General features: G+C 64.0%; 10 protein-coding genes. 1 reads left to right on the top strand and 9 read right to left on the bottom strand.

Features of this window, described 5'->3' with window-relative positions; genetic code table 11:
* Nucleotides 1-4: 4 nt before the first annotated feature.
* Entirely contained in the window at nucleotides 5-2,602 is a 2,598-nt protein-coding gene (gene acnD, locus OH764_RS18925) for a Fe/S-dependent 2-methylisocitrate dehydratase family protein (protein ID WP_498850317.1), read from the bottom strand.
* A gap of 190 nt (nucleotides 2,603-2,792) precedes the next feature.
* Nucleotides 2,793-3,962: a bifunctional 2-methylcitrate synthase/citrate synthase gene (gene prpC / locus OH764_RS18920; protein WP_310068771.1), complete on the bottom strand. Its 1,170-nt coding sequence runs from the start codon at nucleotides 3,960-3,962 to the stop codon at nucleotides 2,793-2,795.
* Nucleotides 3,963-4,184: 222 nt separating this feature from the next.
* Here prpC and prpR point away from each other — a divergent pair, with 222 nt between their 5' ends.
* Nucleotides 4,185-6,200, top strand: a complete 2,016-nt coding sequence (gene prpR, locus OH764_RS18915; RefSeq protein ID WP_498850316.1) for a propionate catabolism operon regulatory protein PrpR — start codon at nucleotides 4,185-4,187, stop codon at nucleotides 6,198-6,200.
* Here prpR and OH764_RS18910 read toward each other — a convergent pair.
* Genes OH764_RS18910 through OH764_RS18880 form a run of 7 tightly spaced genes read right to left on the bottom strand, consistent with a single transcriptional unit; the run spans nucleotide 6,157 to nucleotide 13,158 of the window.
* Nucleotides 6,157-6,567, bottom strand: a complete 411-nt coding sequence (locus tag OH764_RS18910; RefSeq protein WP_498850315.1) for a helix-turn-helix domain-containing protein — start codon at nucleotides 6,565-6,567, stop codon at nucleotides 6,157-6,159. The two genes, prpR and OH764_RS18910, sit on opposite strands and share 44 nt — an antisense overlap.
* On the bottom strand, nucleotides 6,564-7,733 hold the full coding sequence (locus tag OH764_RS18905; protein ID WP_498850314.1) for an NAD(P)/FAD-dependent oxidoreductase: 1,170 nt from the start codon (nucleotides 7,731-7,733) through the stop codon (nucleotides 6,564-6,566). Before OH764_RS18905 ends, OH764_RS18910 begins: the two co-directional genes overlap by 4 nt.
* Nucleotides 7,730-9,121, bottom strand: a complete 1,392-nt coding sequence (locus OH764_RS18900; protein WP_498850313.1) for an FAD/NAD(P)-dependent oxidoreductase — start codon at nucleotides 9,119-9,121, stop codon at nucleotides 7,730-7,732. Before OH764_RS18900 ends, OH764_RS18905 begins: the two co-directional genes overlap by 4 nt.
* Nucleotides 9,106-9,420 carry a (2Fe-2S)-binding protein gene (locus OH764_RS18895; RefSeq protein WP_498850312.1) on the bottom strand — a complete coding sequence of 105 codons (315 nt, stop codon included), beginning with the start codon at nucleotides 9,418-9,420 and terminating at the stop codon, nucleotides 9,106-9,108. Before OH764_RS18895 ends, OH764_RS18900 begins: the two co-directional genes overlap by 16 nt.
* The gene (locus OH764_RS18890) at nucleotides 9,417-11,261 is read right to left on the bottom strand and encodes an ABC transporter ATP-binding protein (RefSeq protein ID WP_498851239.1); all 1,845 of its coding nucleotides are present in this window, start codon (nucleotides 11,259-11,261) and stop codon (nucleotides 9,417-9,419) included. The genes OH764_RS18895 and OH764_RS18890 overlap by 4 nt, the downstream gene beginning before the upstream one ends.
* The gene (locus OH764_RS18885) at nucleotides 11,261-12,208 is read right to left on the bottom strand and encodes an ABC transporter permease (protein WP_498850311.1); all 948 of its coding nucleotides are present in this window, start codon (nucleotides 12,206-12,208) and stop codon (nucleotides 11,261-11,263) included. Before OH764_RS18885 ends, OH764_RS18890 begins: the two co-directional genes overlap by 1 nt.
* On the bottom strand, nucleotides 12,205-13,158 hold the full coding sequence (locus tag OH764_RS18880) for an ABC transporter permease (RefSeq protein ID WP_498850310.1): 954 nt from the start codon (nucleotides 13,156-13,158) through the stop codon (nucleotides 12,205-12,207). Before OH764_RS18880 ends, OH764_RS18885 begins: the two co-directional genes overlap by 4 nt.
* Nucleotides 13,159-13,185: the final 27 nt, after the last annotated feature.

Raw genomic sequence — 13,185 nt, 5'->3', positions numbered from 1 at the left:
TTGATTAAGCCGCCGCCTTCGACGACTCCAGAAAGTCCTGCGCAAAACGCTGCAGCACGCCACCGGCCTCGTAGATGGACAGCTCTTCGGCCGTGTCGAGCCGGCAGGTCACCGGCACCTCGACGCGCTCACCGCTTCGGCGATGAATCACCAGCGTCAGATCCGTGCGCGGCTTGCGTTCGCCGATTACGTCGAAGGTTTCGGTGCCGTCGATCGCCAGCGTGATGCGGTTCACGCCCGGCTTGAATTCGAGCGGCAACACGCCCATGCCAACAAGATTCGTGCGGTGAATCCGTTCGAATCCTTCGGCGACGATCGCTTCCGCGCCGGCAAGACGCACGCCCTTGGCCGCCCAGTCACGCGACGACCCCTGGCCATAGTCGGCTCCGGCGATCACGATCAGCGGCTGCTTGCGCTCCATATAAGTTTCGATCGCTTCCCACATGCGCGTGATCTTGCCCTCCGGCTCGATGCGTGCAAACGAACCGGCCTTCACCTTGCCGTCTTCGATCACCATCTCGTTCCTGAGCGTCGGGTTTGCGAACGTGGCGCGTTGCGCCGTCAGGTGATCGCCGCGATGCGTCGCGTACGAATTGAAATCTTCTTCGGGCAAACCCATTTTCGTCAGGTATTCGCCTGCTGCGCTGTCCGGCAAGATTGCATTCGACGGCGACAGGTGGTCGGTCGTAATGTTGTCGCCGAGCACGGCGAGCGCACGCATGCCCTGCAGCGTGCGCTCACCCGCAAGCGCGCCTTCCCAGTACGGCGGACGGCGAATGTACGTGCTCATCGGACGCCAGTCGTAGAGCGGGTTCGCTTTCTCCTGCGTGTCCACCGAGACCGCGAACATCGGCTCGTACACTTTGCGGAATTGCTCGGGCTTGACGCTCGAAGCCACGATTGCGTCGATTTCTTCGTCCGACGGCCAGATGTCCTTGAGTGTCACGCTATTGCCATCGGCATCGACACCGAGCACATCCTTCTCTATGTCGAAGCGAATCGTGCCCGCAATCGCATAAGCCACCACGAGCGGAGGCGAAGCAAGAAACGCCTGCTTCGCGAACGGATGAATGCGGCCGTCGAAATTGCGGTTGCCCGACAGCACGGCAGTTGCATACAGGTCGCGCTCCACGATCTCCTTCTGGATCGCCGGGTCGAGCGCGCCGGACATGCCGTTGCACGACGTGCACGCATACGCGACGACGCCGAAGCCAAGCTGTTCGAGCTCGGGCAGCAAGCCCGCTTCTTCCAGATACAACGTGACGGCTTTCGAGCCGGGCGCGAGCGATGTCTTCGCCCACGGCTTGCGCGTGAGCCCGCGCCGGTTCGCGTTACGCGCGAGCAGGCCGGCCGCGATCATGTTGCGCGGATTGTTGGTGTTCGTGCAGCTCGTGATCGCCGCGATGATCACCGCGCCGTCGGGCATCAAGCCCGGCTCGTTCTCGACCTTGCCGCTGATGCCGCGCGCCGCCAGTTCGGAAACCGGCAAGCGCCGGTGCGGATTCGACGGCCCGGCGAGCGTGCGCACGACCGTGGACAGATCGAACTTCAGCACGCGCTCGTACTCGGCATGCGTGAGACTGTCGGCCCACAAGCCGGCTTCTTTTGCGTACGTTTCGACGAGCTTCACGAGTTCGTCGTCGCGGCCGGTGAGCTTCAGGTACTTGATGGTCTGCTCGTCGATATAGAACATCGCGGCCGTCGCGCCGAATTCGGGCGCCATGTTCGCAATCGTCGCGCGGTCGCCGAGCGTGAGCTTCGCCGTACCCTCGCCGAAGAACTCGAGGTATGCACCGACAACTTTTTCCTTGCGCAGAAACTCGGTCAGCGAGAGCACGACGTCGGTTGCCGTAATGCCTTCAGCGGGCTTACCCGTCAAGTCCACGCCGACGATATCCGGCAGACGCATATACGACGCGCGGCCCAGCATCACACTTTCCGCTTCCAGTCCGCCGACGCCGATCGCGATCACGCCGAGCGCGTCGACCATCGGCGTATGCGAGTCCGTGCCCACCAGCGTATCGGGAAACGCGACGCCGTCGGTCACCTGCACGACCGGACTCATGCGTTCAAGGTTGATCTGATGCAGGATGCCGTTGCCCGGCGGAATCACATCGACGTTCCGGAACGCCCGCTTCGTCCAGTTGATGAAATCGAAGCGGTCTTCATTGCGGCGGTCTTCTATCGCCCGGTTCTTCGCGAACGCGTCCGGGTCGAAGCCGCCGCACTCGACGGCAAGCGAGTGGTCCACGACGAGTTGCGTCGGCACCACCGGATTGACCAGCGCAGGGTCGCCGCCTTGCGCGGCGATCGCGTCCCGCAAACCGGCGAGATCGACCAGCGCGGTCTGGCCGAGAATGTCGTGACATACCACGCGCGCGGGAAACCACGGGAAATCCAGTTCGCGCTTGCGTTCCACGATCTGTTTCAACGACGCGACGAGCGTCACCGGATCGCAGCGCCGCACGAGATTTTCGGCGAGCACGCGCGACGTGTACGGCAGCTTGTCGTATGCGCCGGCCTGGATTGCGTCGACGGCGGCACGCGCATCGAAGAAATCAAGCTGGGTGCCGGGAAGGCGTTTGCGGTAGGCAGTATTCATGGCGTGGGGGACCAACAGTAATGATGCGGGAACAAGAGCGGCGGCCATCGCATTGAGCGGGCGTTTTTAACGGCGCGTTCCTGCCTGGGTGAAGCAATCGGTCTAGTGTAGCTCGCTACGGCGAAGAGCGGCCCTGGCTCGGGATATCGGCGAGCCAGGTCCACGTGCTTGCGCGAGGGCTCTGACGGCGTTAGCCGCGCTTCGCGAGCGGCACGAACGGCAGATCGTCGGGTCCGGTGTAATTTGCGCTCGGGCGAATGATCTTGTTGTCGATCCGCTGTTCGATGATGTGCGCGCTCCATCCAGCCGTGCGTGCAATGACGAAAAGCGGCGTGAACATCGCCGTGGGCACGCCCATCATGTGATACGACACGGCGCTGAACCAGTCCAGGTTGGGGAACATCTTCTTCGCTTCCCACATCACCGATTCGAGTCTTTCCGCGATGTCGAAGAGCTTGTTGTTGCCCGCTTCCTTCGAAAGCTTCTTCGCCACTTCCTTGATGACCTTGTTGCGCGGGTCAGAGATCGTGTAGACCGGGTGACCGAAGCCGATCACCACTTCCTTGTTCTCAACGCGCCGGCGGATATCGCTTTCCGCTTCGTCCGGCGTCTGGTAGCGCGACTGGATCTCGAAGGCGACTTCGTTTGCGCCGCCGTGCTTCGGTCCGCGCAGCGCGCCGATCGCGCCCGTGATCGCCGAGTAGATGTCAGAACCGGTGCCCGCGATCACGCGCCCCGTGAAGGTCGACGCGTTGAACTCATGCTCGGCATACAGGTTCAGCGACACATGCATTGCATCGACCCACGACTTCGACGGCTCGACACCGTGCAGCAGATGCAGAAAGTGGCCGCCGATCGAATCGTCGTCGGTTTCCACTTCAATGCGTTTGCCGTTGTGCGAATAGTGGTACCAGTAGAGCAGCATCGAGCCGAGCGACGCCATCAGTTTGTCGGCGATATCGCGCGCGCCGGGCAGGTTGTGATCGTCCTTCTCCGGCAGCACGGTGCCGAGCACCGAGACGCCGGTGCGCATCACGTCCATTGGATGCGCGGCAGCGGGAATCCATTCGAGCGCGGCTTTCACATTGGCGGGCAGGCCACGCAACGCCTTGAGCTTCGTCTTGTAGGCAGTGAGTTCGGCCTGTGTCGGCAGCTTTTCGTGCACGAGCAGATACGCGATCTCCTCGAACTCGCAATTGCCCGCGATGTCGAGAATGTCGTAGCCGCGGTAATGCAGATCGTTGCCGGTCTTGCCGACCGTGCAGAGTGCCGTGTTGCCCGCGGTCACGCCGGACAGCGCGACGGATTTCTTAGGTTTGAATGCGCCCGCGTTCGGCGTGCTGTTGTCTGCTTCGCTCATTAGTCTGTCTCCAGTTGCAATGCCACGTTTTTGAACGGGTCGTTAAATGCAAAGATCGGGCCATGTGCTTCAGCGGGCGCTAAGTGCCTGTTTCGACGGAGATCACGCCTTCCGCGAAATGCCTGTGATTTCACTCATGAAATACACCGGTTTCATTTTTGAAATGGATGCGCGCATAATGACCGCATCTAGCCAATCGAGAGCGCACCGCGCGTCACTGCCGTGAGCACAACCCCTTTCGACCCTGTCCAGCGCCCGCGCATCTGGGCGCTCAGCATCAGCCGCCTGCGCGACCTGTTTTTCGACATCGCCGGCGAATATGTGGAGCGCGCCGACCTGCGTATCGTTGCGCAAGGTTTCGAAGACGCTGTTCGCGAGATCGAGGCCGCAGGAGCGTCGCGTCCTGATGTCGTCATTGCGGGCGGCTCGAACGGCGCATATCTGAAAACGCGCGTAGCCGTGCCGGTCGTGATGATTACGCCAACGGGTTTCGACGTGATGCACGCGCTCGCGCGCGCTCGCCGCGACGGCTCGAAAGTCGCGCTGGTCACACACGGCAATACGCCCGACGAGGTTCGCCGCTTCGTCACCGCATTCGGGCTCGACGTGACGTTCGCCTCGCATCAGTCGGCGCAAGACGCGGAAAGCGTCGTGCTCGATCTACGCGATCGGGGCGTGGACGTGGTGGTCGGCCCAGGCCTCGTGACCGACCTGGCCGCGAACGCCGGCATGGGCGCCGTATTTCTCTACTCACGCGCGTCGGTGCGCGCCGGTTTCGACACGGCGCTCGAAGTCGCGCAAGCCACGCGGCGCGAAACGATCCGCCGTCAACGGCTCGACAACCTGCTCCAACACTTGCGCGACGGCGTCGTCGCGCTCGACTCGGAAGGCCGCGTAGAAGCGATGAACCAGCGTCTTGCCGCCGTGCTGGGCATCGACCCGGCAAAAGCAGTGGGCCGCGTGTTTCTCGACCTTGCACCGGATCTCGACGGCAGCCTGCCCGATTCGGACGGCGACGCGTTCTGCACGGTACGCGGCGCGAGCTATGTGGTGCATCGCGGGCCGCTTGCAACAAGCGGAGCCGCGGCGGGCACGGTGCTGACTTTCCAGGAATCGCGCGCAGTCGAGCGGCTCGACCGCACATTGCGCTCGCGTCAGCGTGTGCAGCAGTTCAGCGCGCGGTATCGGCTTGAAGACATGGTCGGCGCGTCGGAGCCCATGCAACGGGTGCGCGCGCTCGTGCAGCGTTACGCAAGGTCGGACGCCACCGTGTTGATTCTCGGCGAGAGCGGCACCGGCAAGGAAATGGTCGCGCAAAGCATGCATCACCTGAGCGCGCGGCGCGACTTCGCGTTCGTCGCCATTAATTGCGGCGCCTTTCCCGAAGCCTTACTGGAAAGCGAGCTGTTCGGATACGAAGAAGGCGCGTTCACCGGCGCGCGCAAAGGCGGCAAGGCGGGGCTGATTGAAGTCGCGCATCGCGGCACGCTGTTTCTCGATGAAATCGGCGAAATGCCGCTCTCGTTGCAAAGCCGCTTGTTGCGCGTGCTGCAGGAGCGGGAAGTCGTGAGACTCGGTTCGACGGAGCCCACGCGCGTCGACATTCGTGTTGTCGCGGCGACGCACCGTGCGTTGACCGCGGGCATCGAAGCCGGCACTTTCCGCGCCGATCTGTATTACCGGCTCAACATTCTCAGCATTGCGCTGCCGCCGCTGCGCGAGCGTCCAACGGACCTGATTCCGCTCGCCGTTGAGTTGTTATTGCAAGCCGCAGCGCGTGAGCCGAGGCTCGCCGCGCGCCTGCCCGACGCCGCCGCTGCTGAACGCATTCTTGCCGGGCTCGCGGAACCGTTGCAGCGCTATGCGTGGCCCGGCAATGTGAGGGAATTGCAGAACGTGGTCGAGCGTATCGCGGTCGAGCTTGCGGAGATGGAGACCGAGACGGACGTGGAACTGCACGCGGACGCCGGCGCACGAATCACGCCGGGCGGGAACGGCGCAATTGCGCAACCGCTCATTACACGCGACATGCTGCGCACGATCGCGCCCGAAGTTATCGAGCCGCACCACACGCGCTCAAAGAAAGCCGCGCTCACGTTGCGCGAACGCAGCCGTCATGTGGAAGCCGACGAGATCCGTGCCGCCCTTGCCGCGCACGGCGGCGACCGCGACGCCGTTTGCGACGCCCTCGGCATCAGCAAGACGACCTTATGGCGGAAGCTGAACGCACCGCGCTAGCTTTCGCGCTCACGTTGCATTGCTTGCCCGCATTGCCAGTACTGGCCGTCGCGCGTTGAATGAACATGCTGGGTGTCATGCCGCAGCATCGTTTGAAGTGCCGGCCAAAATGGCTTTGGTCGAAGAAACCGACCTCGGTGGCGACCACCGAGCCGGGCACGCCTTCAAGCAGCATCGTCTGAGCCCGCTGAATCCGCACGCCGCACAGATAGCGATACGGCGAAGAACCGTATTGCTGCCTGAACACCGTCGCGAAGCGCGACACGCTGAGCGCGGACAGTGCCGCGAGTTGCGCGAGCGTCACCGGCTCGTTGAAATGAGCTTCGATGAAAGCCCGCGCGGCATTGAGGGTGATGGACTGTTTCATGACGTCACGATGCTCGAGCGAGGCGCTGGTTCTTTTGCGAAACGCTGAATGGCGAACTTGTCCAGTGGAATCGGCGTGCTGCCCGTATCGACGAGCTCCGCCATCGTCTCGCCGACACCCGGCCCAATCTGAAACCCGGCGCCGTTGAAGCCGAATGCATAGAAAAGACCGTCGACCTTGCTGCTCGGCCCGATCACCGGTTCGCCATCGGGCAGATAACTCTCGACGCCGCTCCACACGCGAATCACATGCAACGGCGCGAGCGCGGGGACGAGCCGCCGCATCTGCGCGAGCTGACGCACCGTGTTCTGGGGCAGGACCGACGCGCGGCTCGTCACCGGATCGGCCGGCCCGGCGGGACCGCCGCCAACGATGATATTGCCGCGCGGAATCTGCCGGAAGTAGATGCCTTCCTGCTTGATGGACGTGAACACGCCCATCGACGATTTGAACACGTAGGGCACTGGCTCCGTCACGCACATTTGCGGACCGCTCACGGTAAGCGGGGCACCCTCGCCGAATTGTTCGGTAAGACGCGTCGCCCAGGCGCCCGCACATATGACCAGTTGCGCGGCGCGGTATACGTCGCCCTGCGCGCTTTCCACGCGAAAACGGTCGCCGTCTTTTTCGACGCGCACGATCTCCGTGTTCTCGATCACCTGCGCGCCGAGCCGCGCCGCCGCGCGTCCGAATGCCGGTGCGGCCAGTCGCGGATTCGCATGGCCGTCGAGCGGCGAGATGGACGCAGCCAGCACTTCGCGTCCAAGAAAGGGAAAGCGCCGGAACATTGCTTCGCCGTGCAGCACTTCGAGCTCCAGCCCGTGAGCGCGCGCGTCGATCGCGTACTGATCGAAATTCTCGACATCTTTCTGGTGATAGCACACGCGCGTATGGCCGACCGGCAGAAACTCGACATCGTCGCCGAGCAATTCAACCGAACGCTGCCACGTACGCAACGCGCGGTTGGCCATCGCCAGTTGCGGCAATGCGCGGCCTTGCCGCCGAATACCGCCAAAGTTCACACCGCTCGCCTGCTGCCCCGTGAGACCGCGTTCCAGCAGAATCACCGAGCGATTGCGCCGGCTCAGGAAGAACGTCGTCGTGGTGCCCATGATGCCGCCGCCGATCACGATGACGTCCGCTTCGTTGCGAGTGGCCGCGGTCATTGCGTCACCTCCTCGGTGAGTGCCTCGGTGAGTGCAACAGGCAGCGGCTTGACGGGCGCCTGGCCGCGCAACCGTCCCACCGACGACAACGGCACGCAAGCGGCCGCCGCAATGATCTCCGCGCCCGCGTGAGCGCAATAGCGCCCTTGGCAACGCCCCATGCCGACGCGCGAAAACGCCTTTGCGCGATTGGCCTCCCGCGCACCCGCCTCGTATACGACGCGACGCAACTCGCCCGCAGTAATCGCTTCGCAGCGGCAAACAATGGTCTCGTCCGGCAGCGTTGCAGCGAACTTCGCCGGCCACGGAAACGCTTCGCGCAAGCCCGCGGCAAAGCGTGAGAAGTGCGCCAGTTCAGCGCGCAAGCCGTCGATGTCTTTCATGCCTTCCGTCTGCATGCCATGGTCGTGCATGACGGCGAGCGCCGCGAGGCGGCCGGAACGTTCCGCCGCGTCCGCGCCGCGCACGCGCGCGCCGTCGCCCGCGAGATAGACGCCTTTGACGCTACTGCGGCCGTCGTTGTCCACTTGCGCGAGCCACTGCTGCGCTTCGTCGTCGAAAACAAAGCGGCAACCGGCCAGATCCGCAAGTTGTGTTTCCGGGCGCAAGTGATAGCCGAGCGCGACCGCATCGCACGCTAACTCGACGCGCTTGCCGCCCGGCAGCGCCGCTTCCACGGCGCTCACGCCGGTTTGCGGGGAACCTTTGATCTCCAGAGGCTGCACGCCGCGATAAACCGGCACGCGCGCTTTCGACAACACGCGCGTCAACGCAATGCCCTTCTTGAGCGCGGCGGGAATCGCGAGCAAGCGCGGCAATGCGGCGATGCGCTGCATGAAGGTCGACGTGTCGAGCACTGCTGCGATCTGCGCACCCGCCTTCACATATTGCGCAGACACGAGATACAGCAGAGGCCCGCTGCCCATCATTACGATGCGCGAGCCGATTGCGCAGCCTTGTGATTTCAGCGCGACCTGCGCGCCGCCAAGGCTATAGGTGCCCGCCTGATGCCAGCCTTTGACGGGCATGAGCCGATCGGTTGCGCCGCTGCAAATGATCAGCGCGTCGAACGGCAGCGTGCCGTAACGTGTGCCGCTCACTGTGTGCACCGCATTCGCCGAGATATTCCATACGAGCGTTTCAGACAGATAGTCGAGCCTGCTTCTCAGCGAATCGAAGCTCTGGTGCAACGAAGCGGCGCGTTCCGCCTCCGTGCCATAAAGCGTGTCATAGCTGCGCGAGAAACCTTCAGGCTGACGCCGGTATATCTGTCCGCCGTCGCGCCGGCCTTCGTCGATAACGGTGGGACGCAGCCCGGCTTCGACGAGCGCCTCAGCGGCACGCACCCCCGCCGGTCCCGCGCCGATCACGATTACACGCGGGGCCATACGCCCTCCCCGGCTTCGGCCAGTTTCGTCACGATCGACATGCCGGGCGCCGCCGGCGTGCTGCATGCGCGCATACGCTCGCCTTGCGCGGTCCACACCCAGCAGTCCTGACACGCGCCCATCAGACAGAAGCCGGCGCGGCGGCCATCGCCGAATTCGGAATCGCGCAACGTGGTTCCGCTCGTGAGCAACGCGACCATCAGCGTGTCGCCTTCGGCGGCTTCGCGTAGCACACCGTCGACGGTAATCGGGAAGGTCTTGCGACCGGTTTCCGCTAACCGCACAAATCGCTGGTTCATGCCGGGATCGTCTCCAGGGTTTGCAAACGGCTCAGCTCGGCCGCCGAATGGTGGCAAAGAATCTCTGCGCCGGAAGGAAGTTTCTTGAGCGACGGCGCGGTCATATTGCACATACCGTCGATTCGCACGGGGCAACGTGACCGGAACGAACAGAGTTCGGGCACGTCGGCGCTCTCGCCCATCGCGGGCAATGCGCAAGCAGCCACGTGACGCCGCGCGTCGAGCCAGCCGGGTCTTAGTTCGGGCACCGAATCCACGAGCAACTCCGTGTACGGGTGATACGGCGGCGCGGCGAGCACGTCGCGCTGTCCCGCTTCGACCCGTTGACCCGCGTACAGCACGATCACTTCGTCGCAGATCGCGCGCACGGTGGAAATGTCGTGGCTGATGAACATGTACGACACGCCAAGCTCGCGCCGCAATTCGGCGAGCAGATCGAGAATCGCCGCGCCGACCACCGTGTCGAGCGCGGAGGTCACTTCGTCGCAGAGAATCAACGCCGGATCGGCGGCGAGCGCGCGCGCCAGATTGACGCGCTGCTTCTGGCCGCCGGACAAACCGGCAGGCGTGCGAGTCGCGATGGAAGCCGGCAGCTTCACCAGATCGAGCAGCGCGAGCATGCGTTTCTTTGCAGCGGCGCCACGCAGATGGTGATAAAACGCGAGCGGCCGGCCCAGAATCTCCGCAATCGAATGGCTCGGATTCAGCGCGGTGTCCGCATTCTGAAATACGATCTGGATCTGCCGGTACTGCTCGGTCGTGCGGCGCGACAGTTGCGCCGGCAGCGGCTCGCCATTGAACAGCACGTCGCCGCGTGCGCGGTCGACGAGACCCGCGACCACGCGCGCGAGCGTCGTCTTGCCCGAGCCCGATTCGCCGATCACGCCGAGCGCGCTACCACGGGCGATGGTGAGACTCACGTCATCGAGCACCCGCACGGCGGGCACGCCGGAACGGTCGATGCGGCCATAACCCGCAGACAGTCCGCGGATTTCCAGCAGCGGCGCGACGCGCTTTGCTTCTTCTGGCGGCGTGTCGAATGACGCTTCCGGGCGGCGCGTCGCGGCGAGCAGCTGGCGAGTGTAGGCGTCGACGGGCGCGTCGAGTACCTGGGCGACCGCGCCGTTCTCCTTGACCGCACCGCCGTTCAGCACGACGATGCGATCGGCCATCTGCGCGACGACTGCAAGATCGTGCGACACATACACAGCAGTCGTGCCGAGTTCGCGCACCACCTTCTTGAAAGCGGCGAGCACTTCGATTTGCGTGGTGACGTCGAGCGCGGTAGTCGGTTCGTCGAACACGACGACAGCCGGATCGGTAATCAGCGCCATCGCGGCCATCAAGCGCTGCAACTGGCCGCCGGATACCTGATGCGGATACCGTTCGCCGATGGTCTCCGGCGCAGGCAACGCAAGCGCGCGAAAGAGCCCGATTGCTTTGGTCCGTGCGGCGTCTTTGGTCATCAACTGATGCAGCAGCGCAGGCTCGGTGACCTGATCCATGATCGTGCGCGCCGGATTGAAGCCGGCCGCCGCGCTCTGCGCGACATATGCGACTGTGCGCGCGCGCAACGCGCGGCGTCCCCGGGCGTCGAGCGACAGCACGTCGACGCCGCCGATGCGCACCGAGCCGCCGCTGATCGAGCAGCCCGCGCGAGCATAGCCGAGCAGCGACAGCGCAATGGTCGTCTTGCCCGAACCAGACTCGCCGATCAGCGCGAGCACCTCGCCCTTCGCCACCGAAAAGTCGACGCCCTTGACGATCTCCGTCACCGGCCCGTGCGCCGCGCCCGCGACGACACGCAGCCCCTTCACTTCAATCATGTGCCGGTCGGCCATCATGCGTCTCCGTGGCTACGGCTGCGACGCCGCAAGTTGTCGATCAGTAGATTCATGCCGATGGTCAGCGTGGCAATCGCCACCGCCGGCATCAGGACTGCGGGCGCGCCTTCCGACAAGCCGCCGATGTTCTCGCGCACGAGCGAACCCCAGTCGGCGTTAGGCGGCTGCACGCCGAGGCCGAGAAAGCTCAGGCCGCTCAACAACAGCACGATGAACACGAAGCGCAGCCCGAAATCCGCGAGCATCGGATGGATCATGTTCGGCAGCACTTCGACGCGCGCGATATACAGCAGGCCTTCGCCGCGTGCGCGGGCCACCTGCACGTATTCCAGTCCCATCAGGTTCAATGCGAGCGAACGTGAGATACGAAATGCGCCTGGAATATATGCGAGCGCGGCAACTGTGGTGAGCATCGTGATCGACGATCCGAACGCCGCGATCACGACGAGCGCGAGCACCTTGCTCGGGATCGAAATCAGCGCATCGAACAGGCGGCTCAGCACTTCATCCACCCATTTGCCGGACACCGCCGCGAGCAGTCCGAAGAACGTGCCGATTACGCTCGCGAGCAACGCGGCGGCGAGCGCGAGGCCCACCGTATAGCGCGCGCCGTACAGAACGCGGCTTAGCATGTCGCGGCCGAGATAATCCGTGCCGAGCGGATAGGCTGCGCTGTAGCGGCCGAAGATTTCCGTCGACGTCAGCGCGCCGCCTTTGTATGGCGCGACCAGCGGCCCGACGAAAGCCACCAGCAGCCAGAACAGGACGATGAGCAGGCCAAGCAGGCCGAGCACCGAAAAGCGCTGCACGAGGCGTTGCAACACGTTGTGCTTCGCGCCCGCCACTTCGACGGGTGGCGTCTCGGCGACGAGTTCATCGCGGCTGACGTCGTATAGCTCGGTGCCGGCGTGAGGAACGTGGGGATTGGTAGGTCGGCTCATCATCGACGCAGCCTCGGGTTGGATACGATCTGACACAGATCCGCGATCAGCACGAGCGCGAGATACGCGGCGCAAAACACCATCACGCAGCCTTGCACGAGCGGCATGTCGCGATTCGTCACGGCGTCGACCATCAGGCTCGCAAGGCCGGGATAATTGAAGATCGATTCGACGATCACCACGCCGCCGAACAGATACGAAAGGCTCAGCGCGACCGCATTGGCAATCGGCCCAATGGTGTTCGGCAGCACATGCCGCAACACCACGCGGCCCGGCGAGGCGCCCTTGAGCAACGCCATTTCCACATACGACGAGTTAAGCTGATCGAGCACCGCCGCGCGCGTCATGCGTGCCATCTGCGCGACGATCACGCAACACAGCGTCATGACTGGCATCGCGTAGATGCGCAGCAGCGCGCCAAACGAATTCACCTCGGACAGGTACGACAGCGCGGGCAGCCACCGCAGCTTCACGGCGAAGATCAACACTGCGACCGTCGCGACCAGAAACTCGGGAACGGCAACGGTCGACAGCGTCAGCACATTGAGCGCACGGTCGAGCAGCGAGCCACGAAACATCGCCGACGCGATACCGATTACCAGCGCGACCGGCACCGACACTACGGCGGTCAAGCCGGCGAGCACGAGCGAGTTCGGCAGGCGCGTCGCGATCAGCTGGCTAACGGGCAGATTGTTGGACAGCGAGGTGCCGAAGTTGCCGGTCACAATATGAAAGAGCCACTCGAAGTAGCGTTGCAGCGCGGGTTGATCGAGCCCGAACTGATGCCGCAGGGCGGCGACGGCCTCCGGCGTGGCCGCCTGGCCGAGCGCCTGTTGCGCGGCGTCGCCGGGAAGCAGGCCCGTCACGCCGAACACGATGGCCGAGACCAGCAGGAGCGTGAGCAGCGCGAGGCCGAGGCGCGCGGCAATGAGTCGTTGCGCGTGTGCTTTCATTGAAAGTCGCCTCCTTTTTTGCAACAT

Source organism: Burkholderia sp. M6-3 (genome assembly GCF_050858985.1).
In the GTDB taxonomy this organism is placed as follows: Bacteria; Pseudomonadota; Gammaproteobacteria; order Burkholderiales; family Burkholderiaceae; genus Paraburkholderia; species Paraburkholderia caledonica.
This window is presented reverse-complemented; position numbering and strand designations above follow the sequence as displayed.

Bases quoted from the DNA above. Each gene is read 5' to 3' on its own strand.
- acnD (WP_498850317.1), bottom strand. From the start codon at position 2,602: ATGAATACTGCCTACCGCAAACGCCTTCCCGGCACCCAGCTTGATTTC.
- prpC (WP_310068771.1), bottom strand. From the start codon at position 3,962: ATGAGCGAAGCAGACAACAGCACGCCGAACGCGGGCGCATTCAAACCT.
- OH764_RS18910 (WP_498850315.1), bottom strand. From the start codon at position 6,567: ATGAAACAGTCCATCACCCTCAATGCCGCGCGGGCTTTCATCGAAGCT.
- OH764_RS18905 (WP_498850314.1), bottom strand. From the start codon at position 7,733: ATGACCGCGGCCACTCGCAACGAAGCGGACGTCATCGTGATCGGCGGC.
- OH764_RS18900 (WP_498850313.1), bottom strand. From the start codon at position 9,121: ATGGCCCCGCGTGTAATCGTGATCGGCGCGGGACCGGCGGGGGTGCGT.
- OH764_RS18895 (WP_498850312.1), bottom strand. From the start codon at position 9,420: ATGAACCAGCGATTTGTGCGGTTAGCGGAAACCGGTCGCAAGACCTTC.
- OH764_RS18890 (WP_498851239.1), bottom strand. From the start codon at position 11,261: ATGGCCGACCGGCACATGATTGAAGTGAAGGGGCTGCGTGTCGTCGCG.
- OH764_RS18885 (WP_498850311.1), bottom strand. From the start codon at position 12,208: ATGATGAGCCGACCTACCAATCCCCACGTTCCTCACGCCGGCACCGAG.
- OH764_RS18880 (WP_498850310.1), bottom strand. From the start codon at position 13,158: ATGAAAGCACACGCGCAACGACTCATTGCCGCGCGCCTCGGCCTCGCG.